The sequence below is a fragment of the Pseudomonas sp. GCEP-101 genome, assembly GCF_025133575.1.
GTDB lineage: Bacteria > Pseudomonadota > Gammaproteobacteria > Pseudomonadales > Pseudomonadaceae > Pseudomonas > Pseudomonas nitroreducens_B.
Genome location: NZ_CP104011.1, coordinates 32,019 through 53,144, shown reverse-complemented (window position 1 = coordinate 53,144; position 21,126 = coordinate 32,019). Strand labels below are relative to the sequence as shown.

Here is a 21,126-nt window from a genome sequence, read left to right as displayed (position 1 = left end):
GTCTGTTACCGTCGCCTGGTGATCTAGCCGAATGACCGCACAACGCATCGGATTCCTGCTCTGGCCGCACACGCGGGCGCTGACCCTCGGTCTGGCCGAGGAGGCCCTGCGGGTGGCCCGCCGGCTGCACCCCGAGGCGCTTTATGAGCCTGTGTTCATGAGCGCCGAGACGGTGGCGGACGCCGATGGCTGGCGGCTGCCGGGGCAAGCCTGGAATGGTGCGCTGGAACAATGCCAGCGCATCTTCCTGGTCGCCGACGAGGTGCCGCAGACGGTATCCGCGCCGCTGGCCACGGCGCTCAAGCAGCTGTCGCGCAGTGGCGTGAGCATCGGCGCACTGTCCGCCGGCATCTATCCGCTGGCGCAACTGGGCCTGCTCGACGGCTACCGCGCCGCCGTGCACTGGCGCTGGCACGACGACTTCACCGAGCGTTACCCCAAGGTCATCGCCACCAACCACCTGTTCGAGTGGGACCGTGATCGCCTGAGCGCCTGCGGCGGCATGGCGGTGCTGGACCTGCTGCTGGCCGTGCTGTCCCGCGATCATGGCGCCGAGCTGGCGGGCGCGGTCTCCGAGGAGCTGGTGGTGGAGCGCATCCGCGAAGGCTCCGAACGCCAGCGCATTCCGCTGAAGAACCGCCTCGGTTCCAGCCACCCCAAGCTCACCCAGGCGGTGCTGCTGATGGAGGCGAACATCGAGGAGCCGCTGACCACCGACGAGATCGCCCAGCACGTGTGCGTCTCGCGTCGTCAGCTGGAGCGCATCTTCAAGCAGTACCTGACCCGCGTGCCCAGCCAGTACTACCTGGAGCTGCGCCTGAACCGCGCGCGGCAGATGCTGATGCAGACCAGCAAGTCGATCATCCAGATCGGCCTGTCCTGCGGCTTCTCCAGCGGCCCGCACTTCTCCAGCGCCTACCGCAACTTCTTCGGCGTGACCCCGCGCGAAGACCGCAACCAGCGCCGCGGCCAGAGCGCCGCCGAAGCCCCCCAGGTGGTCGCCGAGCGCGGTTGACGGCTGTCGGGTAGGCGCAACTGTCTTCCTCTGAAAGTCCGTGGCTGTATTTCCCTCTCCCTAGCCCTGCCTACGAGCCCCGCTCCGAAGGGAGAGGGGATCGTATGGTGCAGGATGAACCCCCAGCATCAGCCGGCACGAAGAGCCCCCTCTCCCTTCAGGGAGAGGGCTGGGGAGAGGGCGGGGCCCCGGCTCGATTTCTCAGGAGGAGCGAGCTTGCTCAGGAGCGATGCCGCCGGATGCGCCGGCGTGAGGCGGTTCGCGAGCAAGCTCGCTCCTACAGTGCCTCTTTCCGGCTGTCTCTGCGGCCACGGCGGATAACGCTGGCGCGTTATGCGCCCTACGACGCTGCTCTTCGTAGGAGCGAGCTTGCTCGCGAACGATCTTGCCGAGTGTGCCGACGTAAAGCGGCTCGCGAGCAAGTTCGCTCCTGCAAAAATCTCCCTCTCCGCTCTGTTGCTGACCGTTCGTTCATCGCGCGAACAAATTCCACGCGTCCGTGTACCCGCAGCAGGCCGCAGGCCTTACACTGCGCCTTCCCGACGCTTTCTGTCGCATTTCCGTAAGCCTCGGCAATCCGCGGGTTGGCGCTATAACAAGTTGTCGCATGGCGGCAATGCCGGCCCGCTGTTCGTCCCTACAATCCATCCATCGATAGCCGCCTCAACCAGGCAGGAGAACACCGATGTCCGCTCCGCAAGCTCAGGTCCAACGCTCCGACTTCGACCAGGTCATGGTTCCCAACTATTCGCCGGCTGCCTTCATTCCGGTGCGTGGCCAGGGTTCCCGAGTCTGGGATCAGAGCGGCCGAGAGCTGGTGGACTTCGCCGGCGGCATCGCGGTCAGTTCCCTGGGCCACACCCATCCGGCGCTGATGCAGGCGCTGACCGAGCAGGCCGGCAAGATCTGGCACGTCTCCAACGTCTTCACCAACGAGCCGGCCCTGCGCCTGGCCAGGAAGCTGATCGACGCCACCTTCGCCGAGCGCGTGTTCTTCGCCAACTCCGGCGCCGAGGCCAACGAGGCCGCGCTGAAGCTGGCGCGCCGCTACGCCCATGACGTCTACGGCCCCGAGAAGTTCGAGATCATCTCCATGGTCAACAGCTTCCACGGTCGCACCCTGTTCACCGTCAACGTCGGTGGCCAGGCCAAGTATTCCGATGGTTTCGGCCCGAAGGTCGAAGGCATCACCCACATTCCGTTCAACGACCTGGAAGCCCTGAAGGCGGCCATCTCCGACAAGACCTGCGCCGTGATCATCGAGCCGGTGCAGGGCGAAAGCGGCGTGCTGCCGGCCGACAAGGCCTACCTGGAAGGCGTGCGCAAGCTGTGCGACGAGAACAACGCGCTGCTGATCTTCGATGAAGTGCAGAGCGGCTTCGGTCGTACCGGCTACCTCTATGCCCACCAGCACTACGGCGTGATCCCGGACATCCTCTCCAGTGCCAAGGGCCTGGGCGGCGGCTTCCCGATCGGCGCCATGCTGACCACTGCGAAGATCGCCGAGCACCTGGTCGTCGGCACCCACGGCACCACCTACGGCGGCAACCCGCTGGCGTGCGCCGTTGCTGGTGCGGCGTTCGACGTGATCAACACCTCGGAAGTGCTCGAAGGCGTGAAGGCCAAGCACGAGCGCTTCAAGGTCCGTCTGGAGAAGATCGCCGCCGAGTACGGCATCTTCACCCAGGTGCGCGGCATGGGCATGCTGATCGGCGCGGTGCTCAACGATGCCTTCAAGGGCAAGGCCAAGGACGTGCTCAACGCCGCCGAGAAGGAAGGCGTGATGGTCCTGCAGGCCGGCCCGGACGTGGTGCGCTTCGCCCCGAGCCTGGTGATCCCGGACGCTGACATCGACGAAGGCCTGGATCGCCTCGAGCGCGCCATCGCCAAGCTGACCCGCGGCTGATCCCCCGGCTACGCTGAATCGGCGGGGCCCGCGCCTCGCCGCCTGACCGGCCGGATCGTCCCGGCCGGTTCCCGAGAATGCCCTGATGAGCGCGGCACAGGCCGTGTCGCGCCCGCAAATCATGAACCTTTGTCTGGTTAGAGGAGTGACGCCATGCTGGTGATGCGCCCCGCCCAAGTGGCCGACCTGCAGCAAGTGCAGCGTCTCGCCGCGGACAGCCCGGTCGGCGTCACGTCGCTGCCGGACGACGCGGAACGCCTGCGGGACAAGATCCTTGCCTCGGAGGCCTCGTTCGCCGCCGAAGTGAGCTTCAACGGTGAAGAAAGCTATTTCTTCGTGCTGGAAGATACCGACACCGGCCGTCTGGTCGGCTGCTCGGCCATCGTGGCCTCGGCCGGTTTCTCCGAGCCGTTCTACAGCTTCCGCAACGAGACCTTCGTGCATGCTTCCCGCGAGTTGAAGATCCACAACAAGATTCACGTCCTCTCGCTGTGCCATGACCTCACCGGCAACAGCCTGCTGACCAGCTTCTACGTCGAGCGCGACCTGGTGAACACGCCGATCGCCGAGCTCAACTCCCGTGGCCGCCTGCTGTTCATGGCCAGCCATCCGGAGCGTTTCGCCGATGCGGTGGTGGTGGAGATCGTCGGCTACAGCGACGAGCAGGGCCAGTCGCCGTTCTGGAACGCCATCGGGCGCAACTTCTTCGACCTCGACTACACCGAGGCCGAGAAGCTCTCGGGCCTGAAGAGCCGAACCTTCCTCGCCGAGCTGATGCCGCACTACCCGATCTACGTGCCGCTGCTGCCCGACGACGCCCAGGAAGCCATGGGCCAGGTGCACCCGCGTGCGCAGATCACCTTCGACATCCTGATGCGCGACGGTTTCGAGTCCGACAACTACGTCGACATCTTCGACGGCGGCCCGGCACTGCACGCGCGCACCAGCAGCATCCGTTCCATCGCGCAGAGCCGGCAGGTGCCGGTGCGCATTGGCGAAGGCGCCAAGGGCAACCGCGGCTACCTGGTCACCAACGGCCAGCTGCAGGACTTTCGCGCCGTCGTCGCCGAACTCGACTGGGTACCGGGCAAGCCCGTCACCCTGAACCAGGAAACCGCCGACGCCCTGGGCATCGGCGAGGGCGCCAGCGTGCGCCTGGTTGCGATCTGAGGGGAGAGAGCATGATCGTCCGTCCCGTAACCAGCGCCGACCTGCCGGCTCTCTTTGACCTGGCGCGCAGCACCGGCACCGGCCTGACCACCCTGCCGGCCAACGAGCAGCGCCTGCAGCACCGCGTGAGCTGGGCCGAGAAGGCCTTCCGTGGCGAAGCCGAGCGCGCCGACGCCGACTACCTGTTCGTCCTCGAGGACGACGCCGGCAAGGTCGTGGGGATTTCCGCCGTGGCCGGCGCCGTCGGCCTGCGCGAGCCCTGGTACAACTACCGCGTCGGCCTGACCGTCAGCGCGTCCCAGGAGCTGGGCATCCACCGCGAGATTCCCACGCTGTTCCTGGCCAACGACCTCACCGGGCAGTCCGAGCTGTGCTCGCTGTTCCTGCATGCCGAGCACCGCAGCGGGCTCAATGGCCGCCTGCTGTCCAAGGCGCGCTTCCTGTTCATCGCCGAGTTTCGCGAGCTGTTCGGCGACAAGGTGATCGCCGAGATGCGCGGCATGTCCGACGAGGACGGCCGCTCGCCGTTCTGGGAAAGCCTGGGCCGGCACTTCTTCAAGATGGAGTTCAGCCAGGCCGACTACCTGACCGGCGTGGGCAACAAGTCCTTCATCGCCGAGCTGATGCCCAAGTTCCCGCTCTACACCTGCTTCCTCTCCGAGGATGCGCGGGAAGTGATCGGCCGCGTGCACCCGCACACCGAGCCGGCGCTGGCCATGCTCAAGGCCGAGGGTTTCAGCTACCAGGGTTACGTCGACATCTTCGATGCCGGCCCGGCCATCGAGGCGCCGACCGAGAAGATCCGCGCCATCGCCGACAGCCAGAACCTGGTGCTGGCCATCGGCACGCCGGGCGACGACGCCGAGCCCTACCTGATCCACAACCGCAAGCGCGAGGAGTGCCGCATCACCGCGGCCCCGGCGCGCGTGGCCGCCGGCTCGCTGGTGGTCGATGCGCAGACCGCCAAGCGCCTGCGCCTGTCCGCCGGGGCTTCGGTCCGCGCGGTGCCCCTCTCCGGAAAACGCAACTGACGCCGCCCGGCGTCAGGGGAGCCTGATGATGAATACCCACTACATTGCCGGCCAGTGGCTGGCGGGCGAAGGCGAGCCGCTGCAATCGCTCTGCCCGGTCAGCCAGGCCGTGGTCTGGTCCGGCCGTGCCGCCTCCGAGTCGCAAGTGGCCGCCGCCGTCGCTGCCGCACGCAACGCCTTCCCGACCTGGGCCCGTCGCCCGGTGGAGGAGCGCATCGCCGTGCTGGAGCGCTTCGCCGCCGCCCTCAAGGGCCGCTCCGAGGAACTGGCCCGCGCCATCGGCGAGGAAACCGGCAAGCCGCTGTGGGAAGCCGCCACCGAAGTGACCAGCATGGTCAACAAGGTCGCCATCTCGGTCCAGGCTTTCCGTGAGCGTACTGGCGAGAAGAGCGGCCCGCTGGCCGACGCCACCGCCGTGCTGCGCCACAAGCCCCACGGCGTGGTCGCCGTGTTCGGCCCCTACAACTTCCCCGGCCACCTGCCCAACGGCCACATCGTGCCGGCCCTGCTGGCGGGCAATGCCGTGGTGTTCAAACCCAGCGAGCTGACCCCGAAAGTCGCCGAGCTGACCCTGCAGGCCTGGATCGAGGCGGGCATTCCCGCCGGTGTGATCAACCTGGTGCAGGGCGCCCGTGATACCGGCGTGGCGCTGGCCGGCAACGACGACATCGACGGCCTGTTCTTCACCGGCTCCAGCCGCACCGGCAACCTGCTGCACAGCCAGTTCGGCGGTCGCCCGCAGAAGATCCTGGCGCTGGAAATGGGCGGCAACAACCCGCTGATCGTGGACGAGGTGAAGGACGTCGACGCCGCCGTCTACACCATCATCCAGTCCGCCTTCATTTCCGCCGGCCAGCGCTGCACCTGCGCCCGCCGCCTGCTGGTGCCGCAGGGCGCCTGGGGCGACGCGCTGATCGAGCGCCTGGTGGCGGTGGCCTCGACCATCAAGGTCGGCCGCTTCGACGAGCAACCGGCGCCGTTCATGGGCTCGGTGATCTCGCTGGCCGCCGCGCAGCACCTGATCAAGGCCCAGGAGCAATTGCTGGCCAAGGGCGCCAAGCCGCTGCTGGCCATGACCCAGCCGCTGGACACCGCCGCGCTGCTGACCCCCGGCATCCTCGACGTGACCGCCGTCGCCGAGCGCCCGGACGAAGAGTTCTTCGGCCCGCTGCTGCAGGTCATCCGCTACGCCGACTTCGACGCCGCCGTGCGCGAAGCCAACGCCACCCAGTACGGCCTCGCCGCCGGCCTGCTGTCGGATTCCCGCGAGCGCTATGAGGACTTCCTCATTGAAAGCCGCGCCGGCATCGTCAACTGGAACAAACAACTGACCGGCGCCGCCAGCAGCGCGCCGTTCGGCGGCATCGGCGCCTCCGGTAACCATCGCCCGAGCGCCTACTACGCGGCCGACTACTGCGCGTACCCGGTCGCCTCGCTGGAAAGCGAGAGCCTGAGCCTGCCTGCAACCCTGACCCCGGGAGTGAGCCTGTGATGACCGCCTATGAAATGAACTTCGACGGTCTGGTCGGACCGACGCACAACTACGGCGGCCTGTCCTACGGCAACGTCGCTTCGCAGAGCAACAGCCAGGCGGCGTCCAACCCGCGCGAAGCGGCGAAGCAGGGCCTGTCGAAGATGAAGGCGCTGATGGAGCTGGGCTTCAAGCAGGGCGTGTTCGCCCCGCAGGAGCGCCCGGCCGTTGCCTCGCTGCGCGCCCTGGGCTTCTCCGGCACTGACGCCGAGGTGATCGCCAAGGCGGCGAAAGACGCGATGCCGCTGCTCGCCGCCGTCAGCTCGGCGTCCTGCATGTGGACCGCCAACGCCGCCACCGTCAGCCCCGGCGCCGACACCGCCGACGGCCGCGTGCACTTCACCGCGGCCAACCTGAACTGCAAGTTCCACCGTTCCATCGAACATCCGCAGACCAGCCGCATCCTCGCCGCGATGTTCAACGACGAGAAACACTTCGCCCATCACGCCGCGCTGCCGGCGGTCGCCCAGTTCGGCGACGAGGGCGCGGCCAACCACACGCGCTTCTGCAAGTCCTACGGCGAAGCCGGCGTGGAGTTCTTCGTGTTCGGCCGCAGCGCCTTCGACAGCCGCTTCCCGGCGCCGCAGCGCTACCCGGCGCGGCAGACCCTGGAAGCCTGCCAGGCGGTTGCCCGCCTGCACGGCCTGAGCGACGACGGTGTGGTCTATGCCCAGCAGAACCCGGCGGTGATCGACCAGGGCGTGTTCCACAACGACGTGATCGCAGTGGGTAACGGCGAAGTGCTGTTCCACCACGAGGACGCCTTCCTCGACACCGAGCGCGTGCTCGCCGAGCTGCACGACAAGCTGGGCCGCCGTGGTGGCCGCTTCCGCGCCGTGTGCGTCCCGCGCGACCAGGTCACGGTCGAGGACGCGGTGAAATCCTACCTGTTCAACAGCCAGTTGCTGACCCGTGCCGACGGCAACATGCTGCTGATCGTCCCTGAAGAGTGCCGCAAGAACGAGCGCGTCTGGAGCTACCTGTCGCGCCTGACCGCCGAGGACGGCCCGATCCGCGAGGTGAAGGTGTTCGACCTCAAGCAGAGCATGCAGAACGGCGGCGGCCCCGCTTGCCTGCGCCTGCGCGTGGCGCTGACCGACAAGGAGCTGGCAGCGGTCAATCCGGGCGTCATCATGACCCCGACCCTGCACGACACCCTGGTCATCTGGGTCGACAAGCACTATCGCGATCGCCTGTCCGAAGCCGACCTGGCCGACCCGCAGTTGCTCATCGAATGCCGGACGGCGTTGGATGAATTGAGCCAGATCCTTAAACTGGGCTCGGTTTATCCCTTCCAGCAAATTTGAGTAACTGACATGACCGAAAGCCTCCCGCTGATTCTCGAAGACAACCAGGGCGAGCGCCGCGAGACCCACACCGCACGCCTGGCCATCCGCCTGGAAGGGCGCGAGCTGTGGCTGGAGGCCGACGGCAAGGGCGGCCTGGTGATCTACGCCGACTCCCACGAGGACGACGCCGAGATCCCGCTGCTGGTGGTGCGCCCGCAGGCGGTGAACCAGTTGGGCCTGAGCCTGGAGCTGGAAGCCGCCGAAGTCCACGAACATGGTCCAGACTGTGGATGTGACCATCACCACTGATCGCGGAGTCCGCGGCTGCTCCGGCCGCGGGGAACGATGGAGGCGTCCGCATGCTAGCCCTGGGCAAACTGCTCGAACTGACCCTCGCCGGCCGTGAGCCGACGGAAAAGATTCAGCTCACCGCCGACGGCACCCGTCTGCACTGGCTGGCCGAAGGCGCCCTGGAAGTCACCCCGCCCGTGGCGCGCGACAACGGTCGCGACCTGTTGCTGTCGGCTGGCATCCATGGCAACGAGACGGCTCCCATCGAGCTGCTCGACCGCCTGGTGCACCGCATCGCCCGTGGCGAGCTGAAGCCGGCGGCGCGGGTGCTGTTCCTGCTCGGCAATCCCGAAGCCATGCGTCGCGGCGAACGTTACCTGGAGCAGGACATCAACCGCCTGTTCTGCGGTCGCCACGAGGAGGGCAGCGGCAACGAGGCCCTGCGCGCGGCGGAACTGGAGCGCCTGGCCGCCGCCTTCTTCGCCCGCGAAGACCGCCCGCGTCTGCACTACGACCTGCACACCGCCATCCGCGGCTCGAAGATCGAACAGTTCGCGCTCTACCCCTGGGCCAGCGGCCGCGAACATTCCCGCGAGGAGCTGGCGCGCCTGCGCAGCGCCGGCATCGACGCCGTGCTGCTGCAAAGCAAGCCGGGCATCACCTTCAGCGCCTACACCTACAGCCACCTGGGCGCCGAGGCCTTCACCCTGGAACTGGGCAAGGCCCGCCCGTTCGGGCAGAACCAGGGGGTCAACCTGGATCGCCTGGAAGCCATGCTGCAGGGCGTGATCAGCGGCCAGGAAGGCGATGGCGCGCAGATCGACGGTCTGCAACTGTTCGCCGTCTCCCGCGAAGTGATCAAGCACAGCGACCACTTCCGCCTGCACCTGGACGATGCGGTGGACAACTTCACCGAGCTGGACCACGGCTTCCTGCTCGCCGAGGACATCGGCGGCACCCGCTGGATCGTGGAAGAACAGGGCGCACGGATCATCTTCCCCAACCCGCGGGTGAAGAACGGCCTGCGCGCCGGCATTCTGGTGGTCCCCACCGAGCTCTGACCTCGACTGACCTTCCGCACCTTGTAGGGGCGCGCCATGCCCGCGATCGCGCGCATGGCGCGCTCCTACAGGGAGCCTCCCGCCTTGTTTCCCCTCTGGCGAGCGCTTAGCATCGGCCTTTCCGCCTGATTGCCTAGGAGCTCCGCCATGTCCCTCATCGACCTTCGCAGCGACACCGTGACCCTGCCCACCGCCGGCATGCGCGAGGCGATGGCGCGCGCCGAGCTGGGCGATGACGTCTACGGCGAAGACCCGACGGTCAACCGCCTGGAGGCCACCCTGGCCGAGCGCCTGGGCTTCGCCGCCGCGCTGTTCGTGCCCACTGGCACCATGAGCAACCTGCTCGGCCTGATGGCCCATTGCGGTCGGGGCGACGAGTACATCGTCGGCCAGCAGGCGCACACCTATAAATATGAAGGCGGTGGTGCAGCCGTGCTGGGTTCCATCCAGCCGCAGCCCATCGATGGCGAGGCCGATGGTTCGCTCGACCTGGCCAAGGTCGAGGCGGCGATCAAGCAGGATGATTTCCACTTCGCCCGTACCCGCCTGCTGGCGCTGGAAAACACCATGCAGGGCAAGGTACTGCCGCTGACCTACCTGGCTGCCGCGCGGGAGCTGACCCGCCGCCGTGGCCTGGCGCTGCACCTGGACGGCGCCCGCCTGTACAACGCCGCGGTGAAGCTGGGCGTGGATGCCCGCGAGATCACCCGCCACTTCGACTCCGTCTCGGTGTGCCTGTCCAAGGGCCTGGGCGCGCCCGTCGGCTCGGTGCTGTGTGGCGATGCCGAACTGATCGGCCGCGCACGCCGGCTGCGCAAGATGGTCGGCGGCGGCATGCGCCAGGCCGGCGGCCTGGCCGCGGCGGCGCTGTACGCGCTGGACCATCAGGTCGAGCGTCTGGCCGAGGACCACGCCAATGCCGAAGCGCTGGGCCGTGGCCTGGCTGAACTGGGCTATGCCATCGAGCCTGTGCAGACCAACATGGTCTATGTCGGCATCGGCGAGCAGGCCGGCGCGCTGGGCGCGCACCTGGCCGAGCGTGGCATTCGCGTCAGCCCCGCGGCGCGCCTGCGCCTGGTCACGCACCTGGATATCAAAAGTGCGGATATTCCGGCTATCGTCGAAGCTTTTGCCGCCTTTCGTCGTTCCTGACCGCAAATATTGCGCGATAAGCGTTAACTATCGCGCAAAGACACTTCAACCTTGTTGCGGGGCCGATATAATGCGGCCCTTTGCCGGCGATTCGTGGCCGCATTTTTCCGTGGAAGAACCTATGAAAAGCGCTGAAATCCGTGAAGCCTTCCTCCGCTTCTTCGAAGAGAAGGGGCACACCCGCGTAGCGTCCAGTTCGCTGATCCCCGCGAACGACCCGACCCTGCTGTTCACCAACGCAGGCATGAACCAGTTCAAGGACTGCTTCCTGGGCCTGGAAAAGCGCGCCTACACCCGCGCCACCACCAGCCAGAAGTGCGTGCGTGCCGGCGGCAAGCACAACGACCTGGAAAACGTCGGTTACACCGCTCGCCACCACACCTTCTTCGAGATGCTGGGCAACTTCAGCTTCGGCGACTATTTCAAGCGCGACGCGATCACCTACGCCTGGGAATTCCTCACCTCCGACAAGTGGCTGAACCTGCCCAAGGAAAAGCTCTGGGTCACCGTCTACGCCAGCGATGACGAGGCCTACGACATCTGGACCCAGGAAGTGGGCATCCCCGCCGAGCGCATGGTTCGCATCGGCGACAACAAGGGCGCGCCCTACGCGTCGGACAACTTCTGGGCGATGGGCGACACCGGCCCCTGCGGCCCGTGCACCGAGATCTTCTTCGACCACGGCGCCGACATCTGGGGTGGCCCGCCCGGCTCGCCGGAAGAAGACGGCGACCGCTACATCGAGATCTGGAACAACGTCTTCATGCAGTTCAACCGCACCGCGGACGGCGTCATGCACCCGCTTCCGGCACCCAGCGTGGACACCGGCATGGGCCTGGAGCGCATCAGCGCCGTGCTGCAGCACGTCCACTCGAACTACGAGATCGACCTGTTCCAAAGCCTGCTCAAGGCGTCGGCCGACGCCATTGGCTGCGCCAACGACGACGCGCCGTCGCTGAAAGTGGTGGCCGACCACATCCGCTCCTGCGGCTTCCTCATCGCCGACGGCGTACTGCCGTCCAACGAAGGCCGCGGCTACGTGCTGCGCCGCATCATCCGTCGCGCCTGCCGCCACGGCAACAAGCTGGGCGCCAAGGGCACCTTCTTCCACAAGATCGTCGCCGCGCTGGTGGGCGAGATGGGCGAAGCCTTCCCCGAGCTCAAGCAGCAGCAGGCGCACATCGAGCGCGTGCTCAAGACCGAGGAAGAACAGTTCGCCAAGACCCTGGAACAGGGCCTGAAGATCCTCGAGCAGGACCTGGCCGAGCTCAAGGGCAGCGTCATCCCCGGCAACGTGGTGTTCAAGCTGTACGACACCTACGGCTTCCCCGTGGACCTGACCAACGACATCGCCCGTGAGCGCAGCCTGACCCTCGACGAGGAAGGCTTCGAGCGCGAGATGGAGGCCCAGCGCGAACGTGCCCGCTCCGCCAGCGCCTTCGGCATGGACTACAACAGCCTGGTGAAAGTGGATGGCGACACCCGCTTCCTCGGCTACCAGGGCGTTTCCGGCGCCGGCCAGATCATCGCGCTGTTCAAGGACGGCAAGGCCGTCGAGCAGTTGGGTGAAGGCGAGGAGGGCGTGGTCGTCCTCGACCAGACTCCGTTCTACGCCGAGTCCGGCGGCCAGGTGGGCGACAGCGGTTACCTGGAAGCGGCCGGCGTGCGCTTCGACGTGCGCGACACCACCAAGGCTGGCGGCGCTCACCTGCACCACGGCGTGGTTGCCCAGGGCAGCCTGACCGTCGGCGCCGCGGTGAAGGCCGAGGTCGACGCCTCGGTACGCCAGGCCACCGCGCTGAACCACTCCGCCACCCACCTGCTGCACGCTGCGCTGCGCCAGGTACTGGGCGATCACGTCCAGCAGAAGGGCTCGCTGGTCGATAGCCAGCGCCTGCGCTTCGACTTCAGCCATTTCGAGGCAATCAAGCCCGAGCAGCTCAAGCAGCTGGAAGACATCGTCAACCGCGAAATCCGCCAGAACTCCGAGGTCGAGACCGAAGAGACCGACATCGAGTCCGCCAAGAACAAGGGCGCCATGGCGCTGTTCGGCGAGAAGTACGGTGATCAGGTGCGCGTGCTGAGCATGGGCGGCAGCTTCTCCGTCGAGCTGTGCGGCGGCACCCACGTATCCCGCACCGGCGACATCGGCCTGTTCAAGATCACCAGCGAAGGCGGTGTGGCGTCCGGCGTGCGCCGTATCGAAGCCGTCACCGGCGGCGCTGCGCTGGCCTACCTGAACGGTGCCGAAGAGCAGCTCAAGGAAGCCGCCAGCCTGGTCAAGGGCAGCCGCGACAACCTGCTGGACAAGCTCTCCGGCCTGATCGAACGCAACCGTCAGCTGGAAAAGGAGCTGGAACAGCTCAAGGCCAAGGCCGCCAGCGCAGCCGGTGACGACCTCGCGGGCTCCGCCGTGGACGTGGGCGGCGTGAAGGTGCTGTCCTCGCGTCTCGACGGTCTGGATGGCAAGGCGCTGCTGGCGCTGGTCGACCAACTGAAGAACAAGCTGGGCAGCGGCGTGATCCTGCTGGGCGGCGTGTTCGAGGAGAAGGTCGTGCTGGTGGCCGGCGTGACCCAGGACCTGACCGCCAAGCTCAAGGCCGGTGATCTGATGAAGCAGGCCGCTGCGGCCGTGGGCGGGAAGGGCGGTGGTCGCCCGGACATGGCCCAGGGCGGTGGTGTCGATGCCGGCAAGCTGGACGACGCTCTGGCGCTGGCAGTGAAGTTTGTCGAACAGGGCCTCTAAAGGCCCTGAAATACGGGGCCCGCAGCGCGTCCGGCGGGCCTTGGCAGCATGCGGTGATGCATGTTTAATGGGCGCCCTTCAGGAATCAGGCGGCTTTTGAAATGGCTTTGATCGTACAGAAGTTCGGAGGGACCTCCGTCGGCACCGTCGAGAGAATCGAGCAGGTAGCCGAGAAGGTGAAGAAATTCCGTGAGGCGGGCGACGACATCGTCGTGGTGGTATCCGCCATGAGCGGTGAGACCAACCGCCTGATTGGTCTGGCGAAACAGATCATGGACCAGCCGATTCCGCGCGAGCTGGACGTGATGGTCTCCACCGGCGAGCAGGTGACCATCGCCCTGCTGAGCATGGCGCTGCTGAAGCGTGGTGTGCCGGCGGTTTCCTACACCGGTAACCAGGTCCGTATCCTGACCGACAGTTCCCACACCAAGGCGCGTATCCTGAGCATCGACGATGCGAACATTCGCGCAGATCTGAAAGCCGGCCGCGTCGTCGTGGTCGCAGGCTTCCAGGGTGTGGACGAGCACGGCAACATCACTACCCTGGGCCGTGGCGGTTCCGATACCACCGGCGTAGCCCTGGCGGCGGCACTGAAGGCCGACGAGTGCCAGATCTACACCGACGTCGATGGCGTTTACACCACCGACCCGCGCGTCGTGCCGCAGGCGCGCCGCCTGGACAAGATCACCTTCGAAGAGATGCTGGAAATGGCCAGCCTCGGCTCCAAGGTGCTGCAGATCCGCTCGGTGGAATTCGCCGGCAAGTACAACGTCCCGCTGCGCGTGCTGCACAGCTTCCAGGAGGGTCCGGGCACCCTCATTACCCTTGATGAAGAGGAATCCATGGAACAGCCGATCATCTCCGGCATCGCCTTCAACCGCGACGAAGCCAAGCTGACCATCCGTGGCGTACCGGATACCCCCGGCGTTGCTTTCAAGATTCTCGGTCCGATCAGTGCCGCCAATGTCGAAGTCGACATGATCGTGCAGAACGTCGCGCACGATAACACCACCGACTTCACCTTCACCGTGCACCGCAACGACTACCAGGCCGCCCTGGAAATCCTCAAGCAGACCGCCACCACCATCGGTGCGCGCGAAGCCACTGGCGACACCAACATCGCCAAGGTGTCCATCGTCGGCGTCGGCATGCGCTCCCACGCGGGTGTCGCCAGCCGTATGTTCGAAGCGCTGGCCAAGGAAACCATCAACATCCAGATGATCTCCACCTCGGAAATCAAGGTGTCCGTGGTCATTGAAGAGAAGTACCTCGAGCTGGCGGTTCGTGCCCTGCACACCGCCTTCGAACTCGACGCCCCCGCCCGACAGGGCGAGTAAGGCGGGTTATATCGAAAGGCGCGGCTACCCCGCGCCTTTTGTCGTTTTTGACTCTCTGTCAGGAACTTTCTTTCCGACAGGACTGGTCAATACTGGGTGAAGGATTCGCGCACTTGATCTATACGAATCTGCCACCATTTCTTTTTTGCAGACTGCTTATCCGTAACACGTAAGGAGAAAGGAATGCTGATTCTGACTCGCCGGGTCGGAGAGACCCTGATGGTCGGTGATGACGTCACCGTGACTGTACTGGGCGTCAAAGGAAATCAGGTGCGTATCGGTGTGAATGCGCCGAAGGAAGTTGCTGTGCACCGTGAGGAAATCTACCAGCGCATCCAGAAAGAGAAAGACCAAGAACCAAACCATTAATTTTTCTAAAATTTTTCTTTGCAAACGGGGAAAACATGGATATCATGCGCCCCGTGTTGCGGAGAGGTGGCCGAGTGGCCGAAGGCGCTCCCCTGCTAAGGGAGTACACCTCAAAAGGGTGTCGGGGGTTCGAATCCCCCCCTCTCCGCCATTGCATCCTCTGGTGCGATGAGTTGTCCGGTTACGTAAGTGACTGAAAAGATTGAAAAATCTTGTTGACAGGTCAGAAAAATCGCCCTAGAATTTGCGCCCTCATCAGCGCACTCATAGCTCAGCTGGATAGAGTACTCGGCTACGAACCGAGCGGTCGGAGGTTCGAATCCTCCTGAGTGCGCCATATACGAGGCAACGCGAAAGCGGGGCTTCAGTGGCGAAAGGGCTGAAAAGCCATTAGCTGCAACCAGTTGGTGAATCTGGTTAAACTTTACCGACGACGCACTCATAGCTCAGCTGGATAGAGTACTCGGCTACGAACCGAGCGGTCGGAGGTTCGAATCCTCCTGAGTGCGCCATATACCGAAAGGGCCTGCAGAAATGCAGGCCCTTTTTCTTTGCCTTCGAAAAGCCCGGCGCTCATCGCTTCGCCTTGCCCATCACGCAGCCGTCCTCATCGAAGGTCACGGTTCGCGCGCCGTGCTTCCGGTCCGCCTCATAGTGATAGCGCAGCGTCTCGTTGTGCTGGCTGACCCGGTCGGGCCTTCCCAGTGCGCTTTCCACGTCGCTGCGGGTCATGCCCGTCCTGATCCGTCCCTCGATGATCGCCTTGCGCCGCGCGTTGCCGGTAACGCGGTTGCCGCAGCCGTTCTGCTGCTCGCCGACCACCACCACGGCTTCGCGCTCGGCCTGCTCCTGGCGCTGCCCTTTGCTGCGCGCCGGCGGTTTAGACGCGATGGGCGCCGGCACAGCGGCCATCGGCACTGGATCGCCGCTGCCCGGCGTCGGATTGCTTGCCTCCTGGATTTCCTGCCGCCGTTGCGCAGGGCAGCCATACTGACTGAACAGCACGCTGCCATCGGCCGCGGTGCAGCGGAACACCGAGGCTGCCTCGCTGGTCGGTACCAGTGACATCAGGAGAAAGCAGAGCGGGGCAGGCAGGCGCATGGGTTCCTCCGTGATGGCGGGCCTGCGTGCAGCCTAGGAGGGGAAATTGTCAGCCGCAGCCGGGTGTCCTGTGGGAGCTTTCGGGCGTCGAACCGGGCAGTGATTCGGCAGTGAACTTTCGCCCGCAAGCGATTGTTCTAGCCGCCATTTTGTAACGCGTAATACACCCCGGAGTGTTATCATTTCCCGCATCTGCCCTCGATGGGCGCATGGGACACCACCATGGACTTACCCAGTAGTTACTCAGAACCCCGATTGCGTACACACGACCTGATGTATTGATCCCCTCTGGCCCGTTCTGCCACTGGGGGTGGAGCGTGCTATGACCGAAGTAGAAGCCAAGAAGCCGCAGGAAAGCCTGCAGGACCGCCTCAACCAGGTGGTCGACCTGCTGCACAAGCACAAGCTGGTGGAAGACCTGACGCACCGTCAGGAAGGCCAGCATCACGACCTCGTCGAAAACCTCGTGCACCGCCAGAACCTGGCGGAACTCCAGCGCAAGCTGGATGAACTGCACCCGGCCGACATCGCCCACATCCTCGAATCGCTGCCCCTGGATGACCGCCTGACGGTCTGGCAGTTGGTAAAGGCCGAGCGCGACGGCGACATCCTCCTCGAAGTTTCCGATTCCGTGCGGGAAACCCTGATCGCCGACATGGACGATCATGAGATCCTTGCCGCGGCGCGGGAGATGGACGCTGACGAACTCGCGGACCTCGCGCCGGAATTGCCGCGCGATGTGGTCCACGAGCTCATGGAAACCCTCGACCAGCAGCAGCGCGAGCGTGTGCGCTCGGCGCTGTCCTACGAGGAAGACCAGGTCGGTGCGCTGATGGACTTCGAGATGGTCACCATCCGCGATGACGTCAGCCTGGAAGTGGTGCTGCGCTACCTGCGCCGCCTGAAGGAGCTGCCCGGTCATACCGACAAGCTCTTCGTGGTCGATTACGACGGCGTGCTCAAGGGTGTGCTACCGATCAAGCGCCTGTTGGTAAACGACCCGGACAAGGACGTGGCCGAGGTCATGGCCACCGACCCGGTGACCTTCAGCCCCGACGAAGACGGCTACGACGCCGCCCAGGCGTTCGAACGCTACGACCTGATTTCCGCCCCGGTGGTGGACAAGAACGGCAAGCTGATCGGCCGACTGACCATCGACGAGATGGTCGACCTCATTCGTGAGGAAAGCGAAAGCGAAGTCCTGAACATGGCCGGTCTGCGCGAGGAAGAAGACATCTTCGCCTCAGTGTGGAAGTCGGTCGGCAACCGCTGGGCCTGGCTGGCCACCAACCTGGTGACCGCCTTCATCGCCTCCCGGGTGATCGGCCTGTTCGAAGGTTCCATCGAGAAGCTGGTGGCGCTGGCGGCGCTGATGCCCATCGTCGCCGGCATCGGCGGCAATTCCGGCAACCAGACCATCACCATGATCGTCCGCGCCATGGCCCTGGACCAGATCCAGGCCAGCAGCGCCAATCGCCTGCTGCGCAAGGAACTGGGCGTTGCGCTGGTGAACGGCCTGATCTGGGGTGGGGTGATCGGCCTGGTGGCGTTCTACCTGTACGGCAACTGGGAGCTGGGCGCGGTGATGACCGGCGCCATGACGCTCAACCTGCTGCTCGCCGCGCTGATGGGCGTGCTGATTCCGATGACGCTGCTGCGTCTGGGTCGGGACCCGGCCATGGGGTCCAGCGTGATGATCACGGCGATGACCGACAGTGGCGGTTTCTTCATCTTCCTCGGGCTGGCCACGCTGTTCCTGATGTAAGGCCAGCTCCGCCGAAAGGGCCGCCCGCGAGGCGGCTTTTTTGTGCCCGGTGAGGCGGGGTGACGGTAAATCGCAGGCATGAAAAAGCCGGCTCGGGGCCGGCTGTTTCGGAGGTCACGAACGAATCAGGCGTCGTTCTGTGCCATCTCGGCATCGTGTGCGATCAGGGCGATCAGGGCGTTCTGCTGACGGTGGGTCAGCTGGCGGAAGCGTTGCAGCAGCTCGCGTTCGTGCAGGCTGAGTTCCGGGCTGTCCAGACGGATGCCCAGGTTGTCCTGCAGCGCGCCTTCCTGCAGCAGGCTCTGTTCGAGACGCGCAATGATCTCGGAGTTCATGCTGCGGTGGTGGCTGCGAGCGACGTCGGCGATACGCTCACGCATGCCTTCGGGCAGACGTACGACGAATTTGTCAGCAGTACGGCTGGAGTAGGTGGGGGTTGCCTGTTTCAATGGGCGCATACTTTAAACCTGTAAGTCAGGGAGGCCGATGCCATGGGTCAGCGTTCGTTCAGGCCCTTTGACAGCGATTTCCAGTGGCCGTTCAGCGCGTCGTCAAAGCTTTTGCAAAAATATCCAATAACTTGACGTCAAACCTTCGGCATATTGTGTCTCGGGTGAAGGCTAAATGCCAGCACCAATCGTCCGAAATGAGACCGTCTAGGCAGACCTTTCTTTAGATGGGAGTTAAGGGAAAACTGGCGATGTGCCCCTGGGGTTCAGCGTAGTCGATAGATGCAGGGCCCCTCTCTGCCGTTGAGCGACCTGATGCGGGCACTTCGTCGCGGGTGGCGATGATGGCACAGCGCCCGACGACGAGTCAGGGGACGGTAGCCCGCCGCGGCGCCCATCACGGTGTTTTCACTGATATCGCACAAGGCTCGGAGTATTATCCGCCCCGCGGATCAGAATTGAAGTAACGCCGAGCCGCCGGCGCACCGAGAGTTCTATGACCCCAGGCAGACTGATTTTCCTGATGGGCCCTTCGGGTTCTGGCAAGGACAGCGTGTTGCAGGCCGCCAGCGCTCCCCTGGCCGCGATGGATTGCCGGATCGTCCGGCGCGTCATCACGCGCTCCGCCGAGGCGCGCGGGGAAGAGGCGCACCCGGTGAGCGTCGAGGAGTTCACGCGTCTGGAGCAGGCCGGTGCCTTCGCCATGAGCTGGCGCGCCAATGGCCTGCACTACGGCATTCCCCGCGAGATCGATGACTGGCTCGCTGCCGGTCACGATGTGCTGGTCAACGGTTCACGCAAATACCTGCCCGAGGCGCGTCGCCGTTATCCTCAGCTGATCGCGGTGTTGCTCAAGGTCGAACCCGAGGTGCTGCGCCAGCGGCTACTCAAGCGCGGCCGGGAATCGCTGGCGGAGATCGAGGAACGTCTGGCGCGCAATGTGCATTTCGCCGACGGCCTGCCCGGGCCGCTGGTGGAGCTGGACAACTCGGTGTCGCTGGATATCACCGTCGGCCACCTGCTCGATCTGCTCGCCCCGCCGGACGCACAGGCCAGCTGAGTCAGTCCAGCGGCAGCGCCAGGCTGACCCCGTGCGGCGCGAAGCCCATGGCGGCGTAGAAGCGGTGTGCCATTTCCCGGTCCTGGTGGCTGGAAAGCGCGAGCTTGTAGCACTTCCAGTCCCGCGCCCATTCCACCGCCCGGCCGATCAGCGCCTGGCCGACGCCCTGGCCGCGCGCGCGGCTGTCCACCACCATGTCCTCGAGAATCGCCGAGCGGGCGAAGCCGTGGGCGATGTGCTCGATCAGGTGCAGGGTGCAGGTGCCCAGCAGGGCGCCGTCGCGCTCGGCCACCAGCGTCACCCGCGCTGCTGGGGGGTTGCTCAGGGCGAGTGCGAGCAGGGCGGTATCGGGCAGCGGATCCTGTGCGCCCAGTTGCTGCAGCAGCGGCGCCAGGGTGGTCGCATCGTCGGCGGTGGCGACGCGCACATCGAAGGTGGCGAAGGGGGAATCGGGCAGGGCGCCGTCGTCTGTGGTCATGGTCATTCTCCGACTGAAGGCGAAATTATGAACCGCGCCGGTGGCGGCGGCATGACAAAACGCTTGTCGGTGGTTAACATGCCGACCCGATTGTCCCGGTAGCTCAATTGGATAGAGCGTCCCCCTCCTAAGGGGAAGGTTGGAGGTTCGACCCCTCTCCGGGACACCAGCACACCAAGGCCCGCATTCGCGGGCCTTTTTTGTTTGCGCTCGATGCCGTCGTCACGGCGAATAGGTCACCCGGTTGCGGCCGTTGTGCTTGGCGTCGTACAGCGCCTGGTCGGCCTTGATCAGCGCCTGGCTCAGGGTGCCGTCGGCGCTGAGGTGGGCCAGGCCCAGGCTGATGGTGACGGTTGGCGTACCCGGCAGTTCGGCGGTGGCGCGGCGCAGCCGTTCGACCCGCGCCTGGGCGTCCTCCACGCTGATGCCCCACAGGTACAGGCCGAACTCCTCGCCGCCCAGGCGGGCGAATTCGAAGTCCTGCATTTCCTGCTGGATGGTGCGCGCGACGCGTGTCAGCACTTCGTCGCCGATGTCATGCCCGTAGGTGTCGTTGACGCGCTTGAAATGGTCGATGTCGACCATCGCCAGGTAGCGTTGTTCGCCATCGTCCGGCAGGCGCTGGCCGACGCGGGTCATGAACGAGCGGCGGTTGGGAATGCCGGTGAGCGCGTCGAGGTAGGCCTGGTCCATCAGCAGGCGCGCCATGGCGTAGTTGTACAGCTTGGATTTGCTCAGGTGGTTGAACACGTAGACGGACAGCGCGCTGATGAACAGCGGGTAGCAGACCAGCATGCTGCGCCGGGCATCCAGGGCGGGCACGTCGCCCAGCAGCGGGTTGAGGAACACCCAGGTCACGGCCAGCACGGAATAGAACGCGAGCGTGTTCAGCGGCAGAGCGGTGGCGCTGTACAGCACCGAGGCGGCGGCAATGACCAGCCACGCCGGTCGCAGCAGTTCCGGCAGGCCGTCGATCACCAGGCGCGCGCCAAGGCTGAAGGTGATGACGAACGCCAGGTTCAGCCAGTAGAAATGCACGGCCCGGCGTACCAGGCTGGCCAGGACGGTGATGAGGAAGAACACGCCGAGAAAGATCACCGAGACATAGGTGAAGCCCTGGCCGGCCTGGAAGCTGACGATGAGGTCGAAGAGCAGCCACATGGCGGCGCTTACCGCATAGACCAGCAGGCTGAAGCCGTGGAGTCGCTCGAAGTCGTGCTGGAGGAATTCGGCCCTGATCCCGGCCGGGACGCTTTGCTTGAGTATTTCGGACTCGATGGTCTTGAACATGAACTGCCCTGTGCGAGTGTGGGGTCGCTCGCGCGAGCATAGCCGAAGCCTGCGCGCCCCGCGCAAGCGGGCGGGGCGCGCAGGC

18 protein-coding genes and 4 tRNA genes are annotated in these 21,126 nt (G+C 65.4%); 18 read left to right on the top strand and 4 right to left on the bottom strand.

Annotated features, from left to right (window positions below; genetic code table 11):
- Positions 1-31: 31 nt before the first annotated feature.
- The 15 genes from argR to N0B71_RS00175 all read left to right on the top strand — a co-directional run bounded on the left by argR (position 32) and on the right by N0B71_RS00175 (position 15,410).
- The gene (argR, locus tag N0B71_RS00245) at positions 32-1,015 is read left to right on the top strand and encodes a transcriptional regulator ArgR (protein ID WP_259756474.1); all 984 of its coding nucleotides are present in this window, start codon (positions 32-34) and stop codon (positions 1,013-1,015) included.
- Positions 1,016-1,700: 685 nt separating this feature from the next.
- Complete coding sequence (locus tag N0B71_RS00240) at positions 1,701-2,921, top strand: aspartate aminotransferase family protein (RefSeq protein ID WP_259756472.1); 1,221 nt, start codon at positions 1,701-1,703, stop codon at positions 2,919-2,921.
- Between the two features lie 153 nt (positions 2,922-3,074).
- Positions 3,075-4,091 (top strand): arginine/ornithine succinyltransferase subunit alpha, encoded by a 1,017-nt coding sequence (gene aruF / locus N0B71_RS00235; RefSeq protein ID WP_259756471.1) that lies wholly within the window; start codon positions 3,075-3,077, stop codon positions 4,089-4,091.
- An 11-nt stretch (positions 4,092-4,102) separates the two neighbouring features.
- Positions 4,103-5,122: an arginine N-succinyltransferase gene (gene astA, locus N0B71_RS00230; RefSeq protein WP_259756470.1), complete on the top strand. Its 1,020-nt coding sequence runs from the start codon at positions 4,103-4,105 to the stop codon at positions 5,120-5,122.
- 25 nt (positions 5,123-5,147) lie between these two features.
- On the top strand, positions 5,148-6,614 hold the full coding sequence (gene astD / locus N0B71_RS00225) for a succinylglutamate-semialdehyde dehydrogenase (RefSeq protein ID WP_259756469.1): 1,467 nt from the start codon (positions 5,148-5,150) through the stop codon (positions 6,612-6,614).
- Positions 6,614-7,960, top strand: a complete 1,347-nt coding sequence (gene astB, locus N0B71_RS00220) for an N-succinylarginine dihydrolase (RefSeq protein WP_259756468.1) — start codon at positions 6,614-6,616, stop codon at positions 7,958-7,960. The genes astD and astB overlap by 1 nt, the downstream gene beginning before the upstream one ends.
- Before the next feature lie 9 nt (positions 7,961-7,969).
- Positions 7,970-8,251 carry a GTPase gene (locus N0B71_RS00215; protein WP_024766339.1) on the top strand — a complete coding sequence of 94 codons (282 nt, stop codon included), beginning with the start codon at positions 7,970-7,972 and terminating at the stop codon, positions 8,249-8,251.
- Between the two features lie 50 nt (positions 8,252-8,301).
- On the top strand, positions 8,302-9,294 hold the full coding sequence (gene astE / locus N0B71_RS00210; protein WP_259756466.1) for a succinylglutamate desuccinylase: 993 nt from the start codon (positions 8,302-8,304) through the stop codon (positions 9,292-9,294).
- A gap of 147 nt (positions 9,295-9,441) precedes the next feature.
- Positions 9,442-10,446 carry a low-specificity L-threonine aldolase gene (gene ltaE / locus N0B71_RS00205; RefSeq protein WP_259756464.1) on the top strand — a complete coding sequence of 335 codons (1,005 nt, stop codon included), beginning with the start codon at positions 9,442-9,444 and terminating at the stop codon, positions 10,444-10,446.
- 121 nt (positions 10,447-10,567) lie between these two features.
- Complete coding sequence (gene alaS, locus N0B71_RS00200) at positions 10,568-13,192, top strand: alanine--tRNA ligase (RefSeq protein ID WP_259756463.1); 2,625 nt, start codon at positions 10,568-10,570, stop codon at positions 13,190-13,192.
- 101 nt (positions 13,193-13,293) lie between these two features.
- Positions 13,294-14,529, top strand: a complete 1,236-nt coding sequence (locus N0B71_RS00195) for an aspartate kinase (protein ID WP_259756461.1) — start codon at positions 13,294-13,296, stop codon at positions 14,527-14,529.
- A 183-nt stretch (positions 14,530-14,712) separates the two neighbouring features.
- Entirely contained in the window at positions 14,713-14,898 is a 186-nt protein-coding gene (gene csrA, locus N0B71_RS00190; RefSeq protein ID WP_003085981.1) for a carbon storage regulator CsrA, read from the top strand.
- A gap of 60 nt (positions 14,899-14,958) precedes the next feature.
- Positions 14,959-15,049: transfer RNA gene (locus N0B71_RS00185), tRNA-Ser, on the top strand.
- A 109-nt stretch (positions 15,050-15,158) separates the two neighbouring features.
- Positions 15,159-15,235, top strand: a tRNA-Arg gene (locus N0B71_RS00180).
- Positions 15,236-15,333: 98 nt separating this feature from the next.
- Positions 15,334-15,410: transfer RNA gene (locus N0B71_RS00175), tRNA-Arg, on the top strand.
- A 61-nt stretch (positions 15,411-15,471) separates the two neighbouring features.
- On the opposite strand, the gene bamE is transcribed toward N0B71_RS00175, so the two are convergent.
- Positions 15,472-15,999 (bottom strand): outer membrane protein assembly factor BamE domain-containing protein, encoded by a 528-nt coding sequence (gene bamE / locus N0B71_RS00170; protein ID WP_259756458.1) that lies wholly within the window; start codon positions 15,997-15,999, stop codon positions 15,472-15,474.
- Between the two features lie 322 nt (positions 16,000-16,321).
- Here bamE and mgtE point away from each other — a divergent pair, with 322 nt between their 5' ends.
- Entirely contained in the window at positions 16,322-17,764 is a 1,443-nt protein-coding gene (gene mgtE, locus N0B71_RS00165; protein WP_259756457.1) for a magnesium transporter, read from the top strand.
- Positions 17,765-17,889: 125 nt separating this feature from the next.
- On the opposite strand, the gene amrZ is transcribed toward mgtE, so the two are convergent.
- On the bottom strand, positions 17,890-18,222 hold the full coding sequence (gene amrZ, locus N0B71_RS00160) for a transcriptional regulator AmrZ (RefSeq protein WP_017517196.1): 333 nt from the start codon (positions 18,220-18,222) through the stop codon (positions 17,890-17,892).
- A 487-nt stretch (positions 18,223-18,709) separates the two neighbouring features.
- Between amrZ and phnN the strand changes: the two genes are divergently transcribed.
- Entirely contained in the window at positions 18,710-19,273 is a 564-nt protein-coding gene (phnN, locus tag N0B71_RS00155; protein ID WP_259756456.1) for a phosphonate metabolism protein/1,5-bisphosphokinase (PRPP-forming) PhnN, read from the top strand.
- 1 nt (position 19,274) lies between these two features.
- On the opposite strand, the gene N0B71_RS00150 is transcribed toward phnN, so the two are convergent.
- A complete protein-coding gene (locus tag N0B71_RS00150; protein WP_259756455.1) occupies positions 19,275-19,751 on the bottom strand; it encodes a GNAT family N-acetyltransferase in 477 nt (158 codons plus the stop codon).
- Between the two features lie 92 nt (positions 19,752-19,843).
- Between N0B71_RS00150 and N0B71_RS00145 the strand changes: the two genes are divergently transcribed.
- A tRNA-Arg gene (locus N0B71_RS00145) sits at positions 19,844-19,920 on the top strand.
- A gap of 53 nt (positions 19,921-19,973) precedes the next feature.
- On the opposite strand, the gene N0B71_RS00140 is transcribed toward N0B71_RS00145, so the two are convergent.
- On the bottom strand, positions 19,974-21,041 hold the full coding sequence (locus tag N0B71_RS00140; protein WP_259756454.1) for a GGDEF domain-containing protein: 1,068 nt from the start codon (positions 21,039-21,041) through the stop codon (positions 19,974-19,976).
- Positions 21,042-21,126 lie beyond the last annotated feature (85 nt).